The organism is Flagellimonas sp. MMG031 (assembly GCF_040112705.1).
GTDB lineage: Bacteria > Bacteroidota > Bacteroidia > Flavobacteriales > Flavobacteriaceae > Flagellimonas.
The window spans coordinates 1,077,985-1,097,916 of sequence record NZ_CP157804.1; the positions used below are offsets into that span (position 1 = coordinate 1,077,985).

Here is a 19,932-nt window from a genome sequence, read left to right on the forward strand (position 1 = left end):
ATGGCGATTAAAATGAATAAGGAGGAAAGTGTGTTTCGTAATGAACTCATTTGTACTATCGATGCAAAATCTATTAATATAGAATACACCCTTGTTAATTTGTTCATGCTCTTAAGATATAATGGGCAAAAACCAAGACAGCTATCTAGAGGAAGAGGAAAAACTTTGATTGAGATAAATCATTTAAAGAATGCATTAGGAGTGTTGGAAAATGAGAATAAGGTTGTAGGGTATTCCGATAATTCTGAAGCTATAGAACCTTGGATACGTAACAATTTTGTTAATATGGCTTATCGTGGTAAAATCGACAAGGAAAAAGTAGCCTCATTAAGACCTGTGCATTTAGAAAGTTATAGAGTGCGTAACGCAAGTGTAGCCAGAGATTATTATTCAGCAGATCAAGTCTATTTGATGTTAAGCGCTAATCCACAAGTTAAAGATGACCTAAAAAAATTCTTAATTGAAGGTTGGGATGCTACCACAGATACACTCAATAGTTTAGACAATCTCGATATAGATAGTTTAGGGATGCTAAACATCATTCCAAAAATATCACCTCGCTTTGTTTTAGATTCGGCAACTGCATTAAACAAAATTGAACCATTATTAAAAAAGCAAGCTGGATTATTCTGTGATGATATTAGGAGGTTATTAGTTTATAAAGATAAAATACCTAGAAGTGTTTTGGTTGACTACTTAAAAACAATCATTTCCTTCCACATGTCATTATATACCCAAAAATTGGTTCATTTTTTACCAGTAATGATTGAAAAAGGAACAGTAAATATTGAGGATGAATGGAATATTGTAATTGATACAACAGATGATTTTGAAAGTAGAGTGTCCGCCTATGCGATAGAGGATGCAGATAGACTATACAATTCTATTTACAAATATATTGTTGCAACATTCAAAATTAATATGACTTTAGAATATTTAGAATTGAATAAGGACAATTCTGAAAATTTAGAAAAGGCATTGATAGAATTGAAGGAAACCAGTAACGAGAAAGAAATTTACTTCAGGGTAAAATTTAATAGTCTTTATAAAGATTTAGATGAAGAGGATAAGTTATTGGTTGATGATATCACTAAATATGAAGAAACCTATTTTGATAAGTATTTGGCCATTATTCTCAATACTAAATCTAAAAGACAATTAAAGGAATATAGAGGGATGTTAGCAAATTTGAGTCAAAACAATTCAGATAGAGGTTTTATGGCTCAAGGAAGAAGTAAAAAGCACCCGAGAAGATTTGTAATGGGAACACGTTTATTGGAAACCTTGGTGCAGATTATGGTCTTGGAAAGTCAAGACGACCATTTTGAAACCCGTAGTTTATCTATTGAAGAATTAATGAATAGAATTAAGGAGAGATATGGATTAATAATCAATGGAATTACCGAACCAAGATTTAGAGATGCCAATGTAAACACACATTTAGCATTCAAGGAAAATGTGGAGGCCTTTAAACAAAAATTACGTCAAATAGGGTTTTACGACGATTTAAGCGATGCATACATACTGCAAAAAGTAAGACCAAGATACCTATTGAACCAACAATAGTAAGCACCAATGATTATAAATACATATTATAAAGAAATTATTGATTTAGTTATTGATTTGCATCAAGAAGAATTGCATAATGCTAAACCTGGACATTGTATGAAAATTGCAGGATTGGCATTTAAAGAACTAAATGTCTTGTGCGATAAAATTAATGAACTATTTCCAGAAATAGATACCTATATTATATCAGAGGTGAATATTAATGAAAAATGTATTAGTGCTACCAAACTGATTGAATTAAGGAACAACCAATACAAACCGCTTTTAATTCTAATCCCATCTAACAGTAGAACAGCGGCAGAAGATTCTTATGGGAATGCAACCTTTAAGGAATTAAGTTTAGAAGGAGTAGAAACAAAATTAGTCAATAAATTAATTAATGAAATCCCTGTAGAGTTTAAATACTCAATTATTGAAGATATTATCGATTTCATAGGTCAAGATAACCTCAAGAATACTCAGATTATCAACTTTCTCATAAGTCTTAAAGAAATTGGTTATAGTGATGAAAGTATAGGGAACAACCTCTATAAGCTAAATCTAATACCTGATACAAAATTACTAGAGGACAGCAATAAAATAAGGTCGAGAATAAAATTCAATTCGGATTGTGTTGAGGTACTATCAAACTTTGATAAACCTATGATAGACCGTATTGCAGACATGCCTATCGAATCGAATACGTTGCAAAGTGAAATTGTAGACTTCATAAAAAAAGAAGACCAATTAAACACAAAGCAGGAGATAGCAGAAACGATCTTCCAAAAATATCAAAACCTGAACTTCTCAAACTGGAAAATATCCGATTTAGAAATAGATTTTAGTAAAGTAAAACTATCTGTTGAAGAAATTAAATCGAGTGATTTTAAAACAGAAAATGATAGAAAAATATTATATGCTAATCCAAATAGTGCCTCGAAAATTAAAATAAGATTTTCAACTAATCCGAATCCTAATCAAATATCCGATTTGAAGTATTTCAAAATTGTTTTAATGGCAGTTGATGGAGGAAGAGGTGAAGAAATTTCTGTGTTGCGAAAATTAAAAAAGACAGCTAATAATCGTCCTTACAGAGATGCTATAGTAGAATTAGAGCCTAATCAAATAGATGATGGAGCCTATTTTATTAAAGTATTGGCAGAAAACGAGTTTGGAGAAATTTTGAATAATGATGATGATTTTAAAGAGATTAAAATTCAAGAAGTATGGGAAGAAGAATTAAAAAATAACCCAGAATCCTCGAAAGATGAGTTCCAATTTAAACTAACCTGTGATTCCGAAGATTTTGATTTTGTGGTTGATGATACGATCGATCGGGAAGACAACCAAAGAAAAGACAAGGTTAAAAGTGTGCTTCAAGCATTTTTAAATCATAGAATTTACGATTTAAAGCATGAAAATGAGCCTGCAATACCCGAACCAATTGAACCTTCAAATTGTTGGTTAGACGATAAAAAAGTTAGCCATACCTCTGTATTTCATATAAACTATTCCCCAAACCATAACTATCAAATACTTTTATCTTCTAAATTAAGAACCATTGAAAAAGTGTTTTTGGATAACGCAGGATATTTGGGTTATGTTAAAGTAGATTTAAATAACAATGCGTCATTTACAAATTTTAATGATTCCAAATTTATAGAGAGCAAGCTAACATTGAGCGCACCGGAAACAGTCTTGAGCTTGCGTACTAAAGTGTTCAAACGTATTCAGGAATCTAATGAAAACAATGATGGTGTTTTCGAAACAGCTGATATATTTAATTTCAAAGAAGACATTTCTAATTATATTTCAGCATATACAGCATGGACTTCTGAACTTCAAAATCAAATTTCCAACACTGAAATTTCAGAGGAAGACAAAGCTGATTTGATAGATTTAGTATGTGAATTGCAATTTTTGGATGTTGTTAAATTAGACACCAAACTACCTGACGGTAAAAAAATAGAAGCATTACTTTTTTCACCTTTGCACCCTTTAAGATTAGCTTGGATATTGCAGTTGTTAGATGTGTTTTTTAAATGGGAACAAGAAACATTGGGTTTTTCAAAATACAAAGAAGCATGGTCAAATAATTTAGAAGTACTTTTTAATAATGAATTTAGCTATTCCAATAATCCATTGGTTATAGTAGGCAATCAGTCTTTAAAAAATTATAATTATTCAGGTGAATTAGCACATGGATGGGGCTTGTATTTAGAAGGAGTAGACAATAAGTTGAGTAAGTCTTTTACATCAATATCTAGACAGTTGCTTCATTATTTCAGAGGGCTTTTTAATATCACAAAAGAAAACTATATCGATACAGATATTAGTAAAAGACAGGTAGTTACCCATATTAAAAATTACTTAAAGCAACATCCTTATGTAGACAAATTAATTTTGAATTTGGTGAATGCTGGAGATGCCAATGTGTTTTCTGATGCATTAATTGAATTAGAAAAAGAAAATGATTTTAGTAATACAAAATATGAGATAAGATTATTTAAGGATAGTGATAAAATCATTGAGCATGGAGACGCACTTAAAAGTCTTTTGAATCCACAATCAATCATTTCTGAAGAAGCTGAAGTGTTTTCGCAGCCGTCCAAAAACAGGCTGTTTCCGAAATTAAGATTTTCAATAAATAACATTTCAGATTATTTAAAGAATCCATTGAAGTTCAATGCGCATATTAGTTTTTTAATAAGCCCATTTCCAATAAAAATTGAATTGGTAAAACCAGATTTAGACACTAGAAATTTCTATGTGAATGGCATTGTTACGGATCATACAGTCAATGTTGAGAATGATGACAATAGATTTAAGTGGAACAGGTTTATTAAGGGTAATAACTTACCAATAGTTTATAGTAATCTTGGCCAATTGGGTATTCAATTATTTGAGAACATGCAATCCTTTACAAGTTGTGCTCTAAAATTAGAATATACAGAGGCAATTCCATCAACACAAATGGTATTGAATGAAAGGGATAAAGTGCTAATAACTCACTTACATGATTATTCAGACTGGGTGGTAACATTTGATAAGAATATGGGGCCAGAGGTATATGACCAACCCTCAAATGGTGAGGATATTCCATTTTTATTGGATTATGTACCTGGTGAAGAAGTTTCAGGAATATCATCTTATTTAACTACAAGGCCAACATCAGAGGTACTAGGGTTAATAGGCCCTCATTTTAAGGAGTTTGACTTGGACATTCACAATGAAGAACATCAAGTAAAAATTAAATCTCTTTTGGAAGATCTAAGGGCTTTAAGTAGCTCATTGGTATTACAACTCAACTCATCTAAAAACAAGGCATTCGAGGTAATTGGTTCTGCTTTTACAAAGAGGGTGTTGGAAAAGAAAGGATTTTTAGAAAACGGCATTTTAATACCTATCGATTTACATCAAAATTTATTTAACCAAAATAGTTTTGAAAGTAAAAGTAGGGCAGATAGTTTGTTGGTGTCTATGGACCCAGAGAAAAGGGAAATTCTCATTACTGTTATAGAAATTAAGTGCAGGAAGACGCTTAATGAAACAGAACGTGAAGACTTGAAAATGAAAATGACGGAACAGATTGAAAACACTATAGAGGTATTAAGATTCCATTTCGACCCACAATACAATCTCTCTAACGATAGGTTGGATAGGGAAATAAAAAATAAGGAGCTACGTGGATTACTTGGCTTTTATATAAATAGGTCAAATCGTTATAACTATTTGAGTGATTTGGTATATGATAATTATAACGACTTCTTGTTGGATTTAGATTTAGGTTATAGTTTAAAATTCAATAAAGTAGGTGTTATTTACGATTTTTCTACATCAAAAAAACATCTCAAAGAAATAGTTGATGGCGATATAACCATGTTTACGATGGGCAAAGATTTAATCGAAGATATTTTAGATTCCGATTCCGATTTGAATACCATTCGATTAGAAGGAGATGACTTGGGCAATGAGTTAATAGAAGCTTTAGGAATAGATAATAGAATGAAAACATTTAGTCAAAAGCTTAAAAAATCCCAATCACTCAAAGAAGGGGAAAATAAACCTAAAAAAGAGCAAGCTAACAAGTCTGAAGAACTAGATGTGAAACCAGAAGAAAAATCGATTCAGTCAAACGACTTGATTCAAGAACAAGAAGTTGTATATGAGCCTCAAGAGCTTATTACAACACCTAGTGAAAGTAAAATAACAAATTCTGATAAACCTTATTCGGAACCCGATTTTGAAATATTTATAGGTAACTCTAGACCTTCTTCACAGTATGGAATTTTAGGTGAAACAGCGCATCAAAACAAAAAAATCGCTATTGATTTAAGTGGGGTTAATACAATTAGTCTATTTGGAGTTCAAGGCGGTGGAAAAAGTTATTCCATTGGCACATTAACTGAAATGGTATTAAAACAATTTAGTAATGTAAATAAGATACCATCACCACTAGCGGGAGTGATATTCCATTACAGTGAGAGTATGGATTATGAACCGGAGTTTACATCAATGATTCAACCTAACGACCAAGAAAATGAAATAAGGATTTTAAAGGAAGTTTATAATGTAGAGCCGGATAATATTGATGATATTATAATTCTATGTCCTGAGCGTAAAGTGGAAGAACGTAGGAATCAGTTTCCATCGGTTGAAGTTGCACCATTATTGTTTAACCCCAATGAATTATCTATAAAGGATTGGCAGTTTTTGATGAATGCAGTGGGTAATACTTCAGATTATATCAACGAAATTAATTTCATTTTAGAAGAATTATTTGATTCAAACAATTTAAATGTACCTACATTAAATCAAGAAATAAGTGGTAGTGAACTATTGTCTAAAAGAGATAAAACCTTAGCAACCCGCAGAATTAGATTTGCCTCAAAATATGTAAAAGATGTAAATCATCTATCAGAGTATCTACAACCATCAAAACTTATCATAATTGATATGAGAGATGAGTTCATCCATAAAGATCAGGCACTAGGGTTATTTGTAACGGCATTAGATATTTTTTCCTCAACAAACAGTTCAGAAAATCAATTTAATAAGTTCATTGTATTTGATGAAGCTCATAAATACATGGATAATAAAGATTTGACTGGAAACATTGTTACAGCTATTCGAGAAATGAGACACAAAGGGGTGAGTATATTAATTGCTAGTCAAGACCCGCCAAGTTTGCCAAATGAAATTATTGAATTAAGCTCAATAGTATTATTGCATAAGTTTAACAGTCCACAATGGTTAAAGCATATTCAAAAATCTATTACCCAACTAGCAAATCTGTCACCAGCAGACATGAGTATTTTAAAACCAGGAGAAGGATTCTTGTGGGCATCAAAAGCAACTGAAAAGCGGGTAACAAATCAACCAGTAAAAATAATAACAAGACCAAGAGTAACTAAACATGGTGGAGCAACAATTAATGCTGTTAAAAAGGATGGATAGTTATTTCATCACAAATAAGGGGGCGCGTAAATCCAACCAAGATGTCGTGTTGGTCAAAAGTCTAGGTAAGTACAATAACCTATACCTTTTGGCAGATGGCATGGGAGGATACAAGAATGGAGCTTATGCCGCAAACTTTATCACTTCAAACCTATATGAAGAGTTAAAGTCTCTTCAAAATATTGATAGGGAAAGCATTCAAAAAAAGGTGAACAAAACAACAAAAGCTCTAACGCTTGAAAATGAAAAGCTAGAATCTAAAATGGGCGCAACATTGGGAGGAGTTATTCAGAGTAGTAATGACCTGCACTGTTTTTGGGTTGGTGATGTAAAAATTTGGCATATAAAACATGGTCAAATAGTTTTTGAATCAGTAGAGCATAATTTAAAAAATGAATTAATTGAAAATAAGGTTTTTGTAGAAGCAAGCAACGCAAAGAAATACAATCATATTGTAACTAGAGCAATTCAAAATGATATCAAGAAAGCAAAGATTGGCTATAAATTAATTATAGATTTTAAACCTGGGGATTATGTATTGATAGCTTCAGATGGTGTAACAGACGTTTTGGGCGTCCATCAATTGCTAGAAATTGTAAATTCAAAACAAAAAGAAACAGACAAACTTTCTCAATTGGACGATTGGTTACAAAAAAATGCACAGGATAATTATTCGTTGATTTCAATATTTCAAGGTTCCTAAGAAATGATATTTAACTTTTCGAAGATTGTAACCCTCCCTTTTCTCGGACTATTGGTTAGACGATTTTTATCTGTTCTTCCAAGCAAGCTTGTTTGGAAGAGAATTCCTTTTCATAACGTTCCGAGGTGATTCCAATCATAGGCTGATCACTGAATTATAAGAGAATTGTATATGTTCACCCATCTGTACATAACCCAATTGGTTGGTCGTAAGCGTGGTGCTTCCCATTTTAAAAGGTTCCGTGTTGGAATGATGGTGACCAAAGATCCAATAATGAGGACCATTAGTTTTTATAAGATCTTCCAGTTCAATGGCAAATGCTTCGTTAAGGGGATCACCTAAGTATTTCTTTGGATAATTGTAAAAAGTGGGTACATGATGTGTGATAACAACCTTCTGTTTATTGTTCTTTTGCAAGGTCTTTCTCAAAAAGATGGCGTCATCCTGATTTAGGGAATTATAATCAGAAGTGGTCAGTAATTGCCCGTTGTTTCTAATAGTTCTGAAATCTGAAAGCGTTCCAATGATGAGCTTTTGATTTTTATCCGAGAGTTGGGTCCAAAGAGTGGTAAAAATCAATTCCACATCATCGACTAGCACGGTTTGATTGTTTAGTAAATAGATATTGTCCCGTATCTTTTCTTTGAAGTTTCCAGTCCTGTACTTGATGTCGGATCCGTAGTATTCATGATTGCCCGGAATCCAGTATACCTGTTGGAACTTTTGGGATAGGTCATCGAAAAACCAATCAAATTTGTCCAATAAAGAAAACATTACGATGTCTCCTGCCATGACCAGGATATCCGCATTGGGTCTGATGGGATTGTCCTGAATGAATTGTTTATTTTCAGGGAATTCCAAATGAAGGTCCGACAGATATTGGATTGTAGCCATGATGATTTTTGTCTTGTAAAGTTCGATAAATTAAAATTCCTCAAGGAATTGTGTTGTGTTTAACCCATTATTTTTACTGCTAAGCGGTAATTATTGGTTTATCTTGCTTATGAACTCATCTATTATGTCTAGAAAATCTTTTTTTACCGCCATGGCGGTAAAAAATTAATGTTTGTTGATTTTTAATCAGACATTCCTATTCATTGCTTTAGTGCGTTGATTTAATCAAGAATCACTAAGAAAGAAAGTTGAAATGTCCAAATCAATGAAAACCGAATAAGTGTTGAATTAAAAGATTCAAATGGACTTGGCAAACTCCAATAGGGCAGGGTCATTTTTCAATTTTTCCATATCATCTGAAATTTTACTGTCCAATACCTTGGCATAGATCTGGGTCGTCTTCAAAGAGGTATGGCCAAGCATTTTGCTAACCGATTCAATCGGAACACCATTGGAAAGGGTAACGGTTGTCGCAAAGGTGTGTCTGGCCAAATGCGTGGTTAACGTCTTTTTGATCTTGCATGCCGTGGCGATTTCCTTGAGATAGGAATTAGTGCGCTGGTTTGTATATACCGGGAGCAATGTTTTTTTTTCGATTACCCTGGGATGTTCTTTGTACTTGTCGATAATGGCCTCTGGAACGCTCAACAGTGGAATGCTGCTCAGAACCTTGGTCTTCTTTCTTTTGGTCTTGATCCATTTGTTCCCTTTGATGTCCTTGACCAGATCATCCTTGGTCAACTTTTCGATATCGGCGAATGCCAGTCCAGTATAGCAGCAGAATAAAAACATGTCGCGTACTGTATCAAGCCTTTCGAATTCAAATTCTTGCTTTAGCATCGCTTCCAGTTCCTCATGGGTCAGAAACTCACGTTCTTTTTGTTTCCAACTGGCCGACCAGTGGAAGAAAGGATCCCGATCGATCCATTGGTTGGCATAGGCGATGCGAACAATTTTCTTGAAATTGACAATATATTTGGTCGCTGTATTGTGTGAAACCTTTTTTTGGCTCTTCAAATAATAATCAAAGCCTGTTATAAACTCATAATCGAGCTTTTTAAGCGGAAAATCCTTTTTTTGGTACTTGTATGCTATGTAATCTGAGATATGTGATTTAGCTGCCTTATATCGCTGAAGTGTTCCGGCGGAATATTCTCGGCCCACTAAACTTTCCATTTGATCGTTGTGATCTTGGAATATTTCCAAGATCATATACTGTTTTTGGCCCTTGCCCAAAAAGATGTTCTTCACGGTATCGGCATCCACGTATTCTTCATTGCGGACCAGCTCGTCATAAATGAAAACACACTTAGCTTTCAAAGTGTCAAAGAATCGGTTCAGCACTAGTATTTCTGGGCCTTTACCGCGAACCCTGCAATTGTCGGCATCCCATCTGGCTAGCTCGATTTGTTTGCCTGTGCTGAACTCAGCACGTTTCCCATCCAGCGTGATTCGGGCATAAATAATGGATTTTTTGGGTTCCTTAACTACCTTTCTCTTTGGGTAAAAGATGACATTGATTGTTGAAAACATAAGAATAGGATTGATTTAACACTTTGAAGGTACAAAAAAGAGTCTTAAATAAATGTTAACAAATCCTCGCAATAAATTATAAAACAGTCAATTACAGCGATGGAGGTGCCTCTGAAAATGAAATCTTGAGAGGCACCGAATTAGGCACCTTTTAGATGGTGTTTTTTGATGTTTTTTGGTATTAATGGAAATGAAAAAAGCCTGTAAATATTTCATTTACAGGCTTTTGCATAAATTTGGAAATATTCCAAGCGGTCTGGACGGGACTCGAACCCGCGACCCCCTGCGTGACAGTCGCAAATTATTGATTTTCAAATAGTTGCATTTAATTTCTTTTGTTTTGAAAATCAGTATTTTATGATTTTTCGCTTTTCTTTTAGCTTCCTTGGAACTACATTTAAGTACCCATTTGTTGTACCTATGTTGTACCCAAAACCAGAAATGTATGTCTTCAATCAAAGTCGTTTTAAGAAAAAAAGCATTGGCCAATGGCTCATTTCCCATCTTTTTAAGGGTGACCAAAAACCGTAGAACCAAATATTACCGCACTCCTTTGAATACGAATTTGGAGGAATGGAACGAAGATACGGGTTCTTTCAATGGAAAGAACGCAAATTATATTCAAAAGAATAGAGTGCTTTTGAAAATAAAAGACCGAGCCTTAAAAACCTACTATGACCTGGAGCTTGAAAAAGAAGATTTTACTCTTGACGATTTTGATAAACATTTTCGAGTAGACACCAATCCAGCTTCTCAGGATGTATTCCGGTTTTGGGACGAGATTATACAGGAAATGCGTGACGCGGGCAGAATGGGTAACGCCAAGCTTTATCACGACGCCTCCAACTCAATCAAACGATTCATTGGTTTTAAAAGTCTACGTTTTTCAGAAATTGATGCTACCTTTTTAAACAAGTATGATGCTTTTTTGCGCTCAAGAGGTGGCACGGATGGCGGAATAGGTGTAAAAATGCGAACGATTCGTGCTATGTACAATAAAGCCTTAGAACGGAATATCTTCAAAGTAGAAAAGCATCCCTTCCAAGTCTACAAAATATCAAGACTGAAAGGCAAAGGCATTAAGAGAGCCTTGAATTTGGAACAGATTAATAAGATTCACAATCTTGATTTAACCAAGTATCCACATCTGGTCGATCACAGAAATTATTTCATGTTCAGTTTCTATTCTAGAGGGATGAACTTCGCGGATATGATTTGTCTGAAATGGAGCGACATCCATGGAGAGCGGATTAGATATATTCGTAATAAAACGAAACGCCCATTTTCTGTAAAAATCAATCCGCCCTTGAGAGCCATTTTAGATCATTATCGAGAACACTCCCTGGGGACAAAGTATATTTTTCCAATTCTCTTACAACGATTTGACCCCTTTGCAATTAGACCATCGCAAAAAGAAGACACTTGCCCAATATAACAAGGGTCTGAAAGAAATTGCTAAACTCTGTGGCATCAATCAGGCCTTAAGTTCCTACGTGGCTAGGCACAGTTATGCAAACTGCCTTAAACAAAAAGGGGTGGCCACGGATATTATTGGAGAATCGCTTGGGCATGCAGATATAAAGATTACCCAAGTATACCTCAAAGAATTGGGCAATGAAATTGTGGATGACGCCGTTGAAGTACTTTTTTCCTAAAAAAACAGCATAAAGGCTTCGCAATATTAAGACCTACACAAATTCCCTAAAATTGTTTCTGTGGATTACTTCAATAGTGGCATTGTAACTTTCCATAAAAGACTTTGGAAGCTTGGCTTTAGCTTTTTCACTCCACTTAAACTCGTAGCCCGTGATTTTCCCTGAGACCTCTTCAACATAATCCACTTCCTGTTGCTGTTTTGTTCGCCAAAAATAGGAATTGGACAAAGAGCCATCGTAGGCCAGTTTTTTGATGCGCTCTGCTATCAAGAAGTTCTCCCAGAGACCCCCCTTGTCACTTCGGCTGTCCAATAGATTGAAATTCCCGATAATGGCGTTTCTCACCCCTGTATCGTAGAAGTAAATCTTTTGGTTGGTCTTTATTTCGTTCCTCAGATTCCTGCTAAAGCTTGATAACCTAAAAATCACATACCCTTTTTCAAGAACATCGATGTAATTGGAAACGGTATTCTTATCAACGCCCACCAATTGGGCAAGTTCATTGTAGCTTACCTCGCTGCCCAACTGCAAGGCCAGGGCACGAAGTAATTTTTCCAACACTTGGGGCTTTCGTATTCCGCTAAATGCCAAAATATCTTTGTAGAGATAGCTGTTGGTCAATTGTTTTAAAACCTCAATTTCGTACCCAGGATGGTTTATAACATCTGGATACATGCCGTAAAGGATTCTTAATTCGAGCTGCTGCTCAGACTTTACATAACCAATACTGTCCTCCAACTCCTGCCAAGAAATGGGATACAATTTGTATTCCCATTTTCTTCCGGTCAATGGCTCGCTGGTCTGATTGTTCAATTCAAATGCCGAAGAACCGCTTACCAATAGTTGTACTTTTTTGAACTGGTCGGTGATTATTTTTAAGGTCAACCCGATATTCTCGATACGTTGAGCCTCATCGATGAACAAGGTTTTATAGTTGCCTATAATGCTCTTTAGTTGCTCGGTGTTGGGGTTGGTCAATAGATTTCTGACGGTGGAATCATCACCATCCAAAAACAAATGGTCCCTATTTTCCAAAATGGAATTGATTAAGGTCGTTTTTCCAACTTGTCTCGGTCCAATGACTAGGATTGCCTTTCCCTTATCCAGCTTTTGAATGATTTTCTCTTCTAAGATTCGTTTAATCATAAGATTAAGTGAATTAATTCACCAAAAGTAATGTTTTTTAGTGAATATATTCCCTGAAAAGAATAAATGGAAGAACTAATTGACTTAACTCATTATTTAATTTATGCTAGTCAGTGTCCAATATGAGAGGTCAATAATGGGATTCATTCAAGGTAATCGCAATTTTTTTTGGACTCATCCATTTACAATAAATGAAGTTAAGGAGTTTTGTTTTTGGTCAATCAGTAACCAGGGGAGGCGAACATTATCCTAACTAGTTATAAGGGAAATGAATTTCACATCAGTAATGGGGCGATTCACAACAAAAAGAAGAAACATTACAACAACAGGGTAGGGAAATCGTTATGATGATTGTTTAATAGTCAACAAAACAAAAATATATTTTAAAATTACAAGAAGTAAATTATGAAAACCTCAAATCTAATCAAATCATTTATTGCGGGAGTAATGGTTCTTACAGTGATTGCCTGTAGCAAAGACGATGACCCTACCGCAAGTGTAACGGTCAATGGGACTACGTTAAGAACAAGTCCATCTGATTTTGTCGTGGATGACCAAGGCGATTTCAATGGTGACCTAGATGCCAGTTTCACGGGCAATGGTGGTTCGACCACCCGTATGTTCAGCTGGAACAACAATCTTACAACTGCGGATTACAATGCCGATATCACGGCGACCACCGTGGGAACATTTCGCATGGTCATTGAGGATTCTGCCGGAGCAGTTGTTTTGGACAGAAGTTTAAATGGTGCTGTTGAACCCGATTCATTCAGCGGGGTTACATCCACTGGCGCTTCAGGAATATGGATCGTTACAATAACCGTAGGCGATTTCAGTGGTGATGGCAGTTTCTCTTTGAGTGAGGGGAACTAGTCTCTACGCTTATAAATATATAGAAGCCCCTTTTCTGGGGCTTTTTTTGTTCTAATCATGGAGTGTACTGAAAAACAAATAATTCTCAGGAATCTTCTTTTTTCATAATCTGTATAATTAAGTCGCTGTTTTACGGCACTCGGAATTTTGATCCAGATGGAGTAATTTGGTGTTCAAGAATAATAAAAGCCGCTTTTTTAAATAGGGTTTAATGAAAAAGTCATTATTTGAAATTTCCAAGATGGACTGTCCCTCTGAGGAAAACCTTATCCGTATGAAACTGGATGGGATTTCAGATATTGCGGAACTGGACTTTGATATTCCCAACCGAAAATTGACGGTCTTTCATTATGGTGAGGTGGAGAAAATCGAAAAGTCGATTTCAGATTTGAAATTGGGAGATAGAAGAATTTCCACAGAAAAGAGCGACAGAATCGACTTTGATAAAAAATCGGATCAAAAAAGGTTGCTTTGGGTCGTCCTCGCAATAAATTTTGCTTTCTTCCTTGTAGAAATGGCCACCGGGCTAATCGCTAAGTCCATGGGACTTATTGCCGATAGTTTGGACATGTTGGCGGATAGTTTCGTTTATGGCTTCAGCTTGTTTGCCGTAGGTGGAACCCTAACCAGAAAGAAACGGATAGCGAAGCTTGCGGGATATTTCCAGCTCACCTTGGCCCTTATTGGATTTATTGAAGTTCTCAGACGTTTTTTTGGAGCAGAAAAACTTCCCGATTTTTCTACCATGATTCTCGTTTCGATTCTTGCGCTCATCGCCAACGGCATCTGCCTTTACCTGTTGCAAAAGTCAAAGAGCAAGGAGGAGGCCCATATGAAGGCTAGTATGATCTTCACCTCAAATGATGTGATTATTAATTTAGGGGTCATAGTCGCTGGACTACTGGTCCATTGGTTGGATTCTAACAAACCTGACCTAATCATCGGCACAATTGTGTTCTTCCTTGTGGTCCAGGGAGCGTTTAGAATACTTAAGTTGGGCAAGTAACAGTTCAAACTTCAAGTACTAAAAACTGAACGATTTTCAGGACACAGTGATTTTTCATACTTGCCCCAAATCTTACCATAACTTGACTGCGCGCGGATCCTGTTTCGATTTTATAGCGTTCAGGTAGATAAGCGTAAAGTAAAATCGGAATAGGGCGCAGCCTACTTTTTGGCCTGAATGGAATCCGTTTCTTTCCCTTTCAACCGCCATGACTCATAGGATTCAAATAGACCTGGATTTTCGTCAAAAAAGCCCCTTAACGTTGTGATTACCTCCTGCCGTCCGGACTCAAAGGACTTTTCGCGTATTGAATCCAACCGTGAGACCCTTATTCCCAAATAACAAATGGTGACAAGGGAAATCATCCAGACCGCTATCGTCAGCCAGAACAATGTCCTTGGGATTACCTTGGCGTTTATCACCGCTTTCCTGATAGTATTGGTGTTTTGGTCAATGGATTCCATGTTCCACTTTTCCTTTTCCAGATGTCTATGCAATAATTTCTGTATGTCATCGGTAGAGGCCTCCACCTATATATTATCTACGTTCTCCGTAAGCTGTTTTAGCCTATCGATGGATTTGTTGAACCCGTCCAGCTCATCGGCCAACAATTCCATTACCTCGTCCAGTTTTTTATATGCCATAATTGGTTCTGTTCATTCCACAATAGGGTAATTTATTAAAATTAATGAAAATGCCCTTTGATTCAAAAAGGGTCGTATATCTATACTATGAATGGTGCTATCTTAAAATTGGTATCTTATACCAAGTGCAATATCAAGATCTAAATCATCCGAATACGCATCGTTGAAGCCCAATTCAGGCCTGATATCCAGGGATAGCAATAAAGGAATGTCAAAATTGTACTCAATCCCTATGTCACCAGCCACCAGCGCAAAGGTTCCACTATCGTCGTCGACAAAATTATCAAAATCATTGTCTACGTCGAAAGAACCTATTCCAGCACCGGCACCCACATACCAATTGAACCTGTCCTCCAGCACAAAGACCCATTGGTACAGTCCAACTAGTTTAAAAGCGTCCACATTGTCCGAATCACGCCAGCCCAGATCAAATTCCAAGCGGTTATTTTCAGACAAATACCTTTGATATGAGATTTCGCCACCAAAGCCGTCATTATCACCGATACGCAGGCCTAGAGCATTTTTGGAAATTGATTGGGCACTCAGTCCCTTTCGGTACAATATTTCAATTTTTTTTCGTTATGGAAAGTAGGGTATAGGAGAGTTTAGTTGTTTATACCCAATAAACCCCAAAATTTTATACCATGAAAAATTATCACTTATTAAACTTAAGTAATTTCAAGTTCATACTTTTCCTATCGATTATAGGGCTTGTCGGCTGTTCAAAAGAGGATTCACCAAGTAATACGGGCGAGTTGAGCCTTAGTGCTAAAGGCTCTTTCAGTAGTCCGTCCGGGAAATCCCTTACCGCCAAGACCGCTAATAATGACGTAGTTATCACTGATTTTAGGATGAACCTCAAAGAGTTTGAACTGGAATTCGATTTTGAAGATCCAGGAGATGACTACTATGACGATGACAACGAGCAATGGGATGATGATGGCTATTATGATTTCGAGGATGAGATAGAACTTGCCGGCCCTTTTGAGCTTGATTTGATAGCAGGGCAGATCGGATTCTTGAACGTTTCCCTACCGATGGGCAATTTTGAGGAACTTGAATTCAAGTTTGATAAAAGTACTGATGCTACCAGCGATTTATTCGGAAAATCCGTACTTATCCAAGGTACTGTACAAGGAGTTCCATTTATCTTTTGGCATGATTTTGAAGATGAAGTGGAGGTGGATTTTGAAGATCCCTCTTTCGATATCACTATTTCTTCTACACTAGAAGGAATCGTCATTGACTTTGACCTAAGCTTAGTTTTCGACAGCACTATAGGTGTTGATTTGTCACAAGCTTCTGATGGTAACGCCGATGGAACAATTGAAATTAGTCCTTCTGACCCAGATGGTAATAATGAATTGGCGCAAAGTATCCGTAACGCGATTAAGGCACAGATTAATCTCTTAGATGATTGATCTTAATCTATTTCCCAAAAGTCTTTATTATAAGATTATATCTTCATTATTGAAAATTAAAAGCCGGTCAAGACCGGCTTTTAATTTTGGTATTGAGATCTACACGGAAACACTTTTACTGAAAATGTCAAAATCCAATGATTGCTATATCAACTTTAAATCGTATTCAGGATTTTAAAACTAACCTTTTTTCAACGCATATTGAATCGTCCCAAATCTTACCATAACTTGACTGCGTATGGATCCTGTTTCGATTTTATAGCGTTCAGGTAGATAAGCGTAAAATAAAATCGAAATAGGGCGCAGCCTACTTTTTAGGCTTGGTTGGGTCCACCTCTTTCCCACTCAATCGCCATGATTCATAAGATTCAAATAGTCCCGGATTTTCGTCAAAAAAGCCCCTTAAAGTTGTGATGACCTCTTGCCGTCCGGACTCAAAGGACTTTTCGCGTATTGAATCCAACCGTGAGACCCTTATTCCCAGATAACAGATGGTAACAATGGAAATCGTCCAGACCGCTATCGTCAGCCAGAACAATGCCCTCGGAATCATCTTGGCTTTTATTACCGCTTTCCCGATAGTGTTTGTCTTCTGGTCAATGGATTCTATGTTCCACTTTTCCTTTTCCAGATGTCTATGGAGCAATTTCTGTATGTTATCGGTAGAGGCTTCCACCTTTATGTTATAGACGTTCTCTGTAAGCTGTTTTAGCCTATCGATGGATTTGTTGAACCCATCAAGTTCATCGGCCAACAATTCCATTACCTCGTCCAGTTTTTTATATCCCATAATTGTTTCTATTAATATCCCATTCCACTATCCATCGCCCGTTTTGCGGCCTGCTCCAATGTTTTTCTTATCAATTTTAGTGAGGCATTTGATACCAGTTCCGCTGCCTTACCAACCATGGCCAATCCCTTGGCAGATTCCAATTGCTTGTTAAGCGCCATGCCGTGTGCAAGTTGTTTGGTCAAGTTTCCGCCCGACATCGAACGGTGTACCTCGCTTCCCTTGAAATTGTGCCCCTTGTGCTCGAACCGAAAACCTTGCAGCTTTCCCGCCTTATTGATGCTTGGGATGACCTGAACCTTTCTTTCCCCCATAGCCCTCATGTAATCCAATAGGGTTTTTGGCCGTTCCTTGTCCATGACCTGTTCATGGATGCGCTTGATGCCCTGACGGATGTTAAAGGTCTCCATCTCCTTTTCAATCTGCACCATTTTTACCGTTGTAAGCCCCTTTTCCATGGCCACCTGTTCGGCCATTTGTTGGCTACGCTTTCCGATAAAGCTGTCCTTGTAGGCCTTGCCATCAAAACCTATACGGTTTGTGTATAGGTGTACATGCGTATGGGCCTTGTCACGGTGCACAAAGGCGATGGCCTGTCTGTCCTGAAGCTGCATCTTCTCAATAAAGCTTTTGGTCAGTTCTCCCAGCTCTTTGTTCGAAAGGTCCTTACCATCCTCTTTGGTGGGACTGAGCACAAAGCTCAGGGTGTTCTTTTGGCAACGTGGGTTCATCTCCTGTACCAATTTGAACTCCTCGGTCACCTGTTTGGCCGTTTCCCCGGCCAGGTTTTGGCTGTGGACCACCTCTGCCCCCTTTTCCTGGTTCCAGCCATATCCCATGGACTGGCCGGTGTGCGCTATGGATTTTCCCTTGCCGATCATTTCCCAAAATTGTAAAGATGCTTCCGAATTTGCTCGGCTAAGAGTTCTACTTCCTTGGCCAATAGCGGATTCCTGTTCCTGAACATATTTCCTATCCGGGTAAAGTTGTTCTTGTACTGGACCAATGTCCTGTAACATTCCAATTGTTCTTCCGTCAACCGCTCGATAACGCTGTTCCCAAAGGCGGAGCTCCTGCAATATTCCGATAGGGAAATGCCCGCCCTTTTTGCCCTTTTTTTGAGCAGTTTCTTCTCGTAGATGGAGCAGCGGAATTTGATGTAGTCCCTCTTCATTCCTTTTTTTCTTTGCGAACATGGGGAGCAAAGCAAGATTGTTTTTGTGGCAACAAAAACACATCTTGAATTCCCTGCCCAATACATTCTTTGGTTACCCCTATCAACCATTCGTTCATATCTTTAAAACCTACATATAGATGGGAAAAGTCCTTGGTGTTATGCGATTGTTCCAGTAAAAATTCTGTCTTTTCCTTTCCCGTTCCGTCATTGTCCAGAAAGAGGTCGATTTGGTCATAATCCTTAAAGTAAGCCAAAGCCTTTTCAACAAATGCCGTGGAGTTCAATATCAAAAGGTCACAGGTTTTTTGAATGTTTGGCATGAGTTCCAAAAGGGAAAGCATATCGAACATCCCCTCCATGACAATCAGTTTCTTGTGGCCGCTCTGGAAAATAGATATGGCCTTGGGCGATGTTGAGTTTTTCCAGTACTTGTTCCTTAGTTCCCAACCCCCGTCAACATTCTTCAGACCAATGGCAAAATAGGTCTTGCCCCTGGTTCGATAGTGTACCTCCTTGCAGAGCTTCTGAGCTGTTCCCAATGAAATCTTTCTTGAATCAAGATATTGCCTCAATGCGACATGTTTGATTTTGGAAGTTGTGATAATCTTTATTTTGCTTACACCGTCCTCGTTAAGCTTTATGCGTGGCCGCTGATGAAAAGAAAAAGAGGCATCCTGTATGGAAAGCAGCTTAAGTGCCTCACTGACCGTGCAGTTGTTCAATTGACAAACGAGATCAATGGTATTTCCCCCGATGCCCTCTCCATGGTCGTACCAGCGGTTGATTTTTTTGTTGACCTTAAAAGAGGCTTGTGTCTCTGACCGGAACGGACTCAGATACCAAGCTTCTTTTTCCGTTTCCCGGACTGGAAAGTGCCCGGCCCTGGCCAGCGTAGCGATCAGGCAAAGGGTACGGGCTCTTTCGCAGTCCATTCTTTCTTTTTTCATGAGCTTTTGTATTTGTTTAGAATTTTGATGATTTGATGACAAATTCTTGTCAGCCATTGTTTTCATTGGGCTTAAAGGGGTCATCATTTTTTCATCGTCTCATCGTTTTTAGTTTAGTGTTCCTTTTTGCTGTCATCA

At 37.1% G+C, this 19,932-nt stretch carries 18 protein-coding genes; 8 read left to right on the plus strand and 10 right to left on the minus strand.

Translation table 11 applies throughout. From position 1 onward, the window contains the following. Genes ABNE31_RS04800 through ABNE31_RS04810 form a run of 3 tightly spaced genes read left to right on the plus strand, consistent with a single transcriptional unit; the run spans position 1 to position 7,708 of the window. Complete coding sequence (locus ABNE31_RS04800; protein ID WP_349352566.1) at positions 1-1,566, plus strand: hypothetical protein; 1,566 nt, start codon at positions 1-3, stop codon at positions 1,564-1,566. A gap of 9 nt (positions 1,567-1,575) precedes the next feature. After that, positions 1,576-7,005 carry an ATP-binding protein gene (locus ABNE31_RS04805; RefSeq protein WP_349352567.1) on the plus strand — a complete coding sequence of 1,810 codons (5,430 nt, stop codon included), beginning with the start codon at positions 1,576-1,578 and terminating at the stop codon, positions 7,003-7,005. After that, positions 6,965-7,708: a PP2C family serine/threonine-protein phosphatase gene (locus ABNE31_RS04810; RefSeq protein WP_349352568.1), complete on the plus strand. Its 744-nt coding sequence runs from the start codon at positions 6,965-6,967 to the stop codon at positions 7,706-7,708. Before ABNE31_RS04805 ends, ABNE31_RS04810 begins: the two co-directional genes overlap by 41 nt. Before the next feature lie 135 nt (positions 7,709-7,843). Here the strand turns inward: ABNE31_RS04810 and ABNE31_RS04815 are convergent, their stop codons facing one another. Together ABNE31_RS04815 and ABNE31_RS04820 are read right to left on the minus strand one after the other, a co-directional pair. Beyond that, the gene (locus ABNE31_RS04815; RefSeq protein WP_349352569.1) at positions 7,844-8,602 is read right to left on the minus strand and encodes a metallophosphoesterase; all 759 of its coding nucleotides are present in this window, start codon (positions 8,600-8,602) and stop codon (positions 7,844-7,846) included. A 297-nt stretch (positions 8,603-8,899) separates the two neighbouring features. Further along, entirely contained in the window at positions 8,900-10,135 is a 1,236-nt protein-coding gene (locus tag ABNE31_RS04820; RefSeq protein ID WP_349352570.1) for a site-specific integrase, read from the minus strand. A 445-nt stretch (positions 10,136-10,580) separates the two neighbouring features. On the opposite strand from ABNE31_RS04820, the gene ABNE31_RS04825 reads away from it, so the two are divergent. Continuing rightward, complete coding sequence (locus ABNE31_RS04825) at positions 10,581-11,570, plus strand: site-specific integrase (RefSeq protein ID WP_349352571.1); 990 nt, start codon at positions 10,581-10,583, stop codon at positions 11,568-11,570. Continuing rightward, entirely contained in the window at positions 11,527-11,790 is a 264-nt protein-coding gene (locus tag ABNE31_RS04830; RefSeq protein ID WP_349352572.1) for a tyrosine-type recombinase/integrase, read from the plus strand. The genes ABNE31_RS04825 and ABNE31_RS04830 overlap by 44 nt, the downstream gene beginning before the upstream one ends. A gap of 33 nt (positions 11,791-11,823) precedes the next feature. Here ABNE31_RS04830 and ABNE31_RS04835 read toward each other — a convergent pair whose 3' ends face one another. Beyond that, positions 11,824-12,936 carry an ATP-binding protein gene (locus ABNE31_RS04835; RefSeq protein WP_349352573.1) on the minus strand — a complete coding sequence of 371 codons (1,113 nt, stop codon included), beginning with the start codon at positions 12,934-12,936 and terminating at the stop codon, positions 11,824-11,826. Positions 12,937-13,341: 405 nt separating this feature from the next. On the opposite strand from ABNE31_RS04835, the gene ABNE31_RS04840 reads away from it, so the two are divergent. After that, on the plus strand, positions 13,342-13,809 hold the full coding sequence (locus ABNE31_RS04840; protein WP_090297780.1) for a hypothetical protein: 468 nt from the start codon (positions 13,342-13,344) through the stop codon (positions 13,807-13,809). A gap of 211 nt (positions 13,810-14,020) precedes the next feature. Then, positions 14,021-14,815 carry a cation transporter gene (locus tag ABNE31_RS04845; protein ID WP_349352574.1) on the plus strand — a complete coding sequence of 265 codons (795 nt, stop codon included), beginning with the start codon at positions 14,021-14,023 and terminating at the stop codon, positions 14,813-14,815. A 161-nt stretch (positions 14,816-14,976) separates the two neighbouring features. Here ABNE31_RS04845 and ABNE31_RS04850 read toward each other — a convergent pair whose 3' ends face one another. From ABNE31_RS04850 to ABNE31_RS04860, 3 genes are all read right to left on the minus strand, one after another. After that, positions 14,977-15,312, minus strand: coding sequence for a hypothetical protein (locus ABNE31_RS04850; RefSeq protein ID WP_349352575.1), 336 nt, complete (start codon positions 15,310-15,312; stop codon positions 14,977-14,979). A gap of 33 nt (positions 15,313-15,345) precedes the next feature. Beyond that, on the minus strand, positions 15,346-15,459 hold the full coding sequence (locus ABNE31_RS04855; RefSeq protein ID WP_349352576.1) for a DUF6730 family protein: 114 nt from the start codon (positions 15,457-15,459) through the stop codon (positions 15,346-15,348). Positions 15,460-15,561: 102 nt separating this feature from the next. Beyond that, positions 15,562-16,020 (minus strand): hypothetical protein, encoded by a 459-nt coding sequence (locus tag ABNE31_RS04860; RefSeq protein ID WP_349352577.1) that lies wholly within the window; start codon positions 16,018-16,020, stop codon positions 15,562-15,564. A gap of 83 nt (positions 16,021-16,103) precedes the next feature. On the opposite strand from ABNE31_RS04860, the gene ABNE31_RS04865 reads away from it, so the two are divergent. Continuing rightward, positions 16,104-16,880, plus strand: coding sequence for a hypothetical protein (locus tag ABNE31_RS04865; protein WP_349352578.1), 777 nt, complete (start codon positions 16,104-16,106; stop codon positions 16,878-16,880). A gap of 307 nt (positions 16,881-17,187) precedes the next feature. Here ABNE31_RS04865 and ABNE31_RS04870 read toward each other — a convergent pair whose 3' ends face one another. The 4 genes from ABNE31_RS04870 to ABNE31_RS04885 are packed head-to-tail and all read right to left on the minus strand — an operon-like array spanning position 17,188 to position 19,794. Next, positions 17,188-17,670 carry a DUF6730 family protein gene (locus ABNE31_RS04870; RefSeq protein WP_349352579.1) on the minus strand — a complete coding sequence of 161 codons (483 nt, stop codon included), beginning with the start codon at positions 17,668-17,670 and terminating at the stop codon, positions 17,188-17,190. A gap of 11 nt (positions 17,671-17,681) precedes the next feature. Beyond that, on the minus strand, positions 17,682-18,551 hold the full coding sequence (locus ABNE31_RS04875; RefSeq protein WP_349352580.1) for a relaxase/mobilization nuclease domain-containing protein: 870 nt from the start codon (positions 18,549-18,551) through the stop codon (positions 17,682-17,684). After that, a complete protein-coding gene (gene mbpA, locus ABNE31_RS04880) occupies positions 18,548-18,844 on the minus strand; it encodes a mobilization protein MbpA (protein WP_349352581.1) in 297 nt (98 codons plus the stop codon). The genes ABNE31_RS04875 and mbpA overlap by 4 nt, the downstream gene beginning before the upstream one ends. After that, positions 18,841-19,794 (minus strand): toprim domain-containing protein, encoded by a 954-nt coding sequence (locus tag ABNE31_RS04885; RefSeq protein WP_349352582.1) that lies wholly within the window; start codon positions 19,792-19,794, stop codon positions 18,841-18,843. Before ABNE31_RS04885 ends, mbpA begins: the two co-directional genes overlap by 4 nt. Positions 19,795-19,932 lie beyond the last annotated feature (138 nt).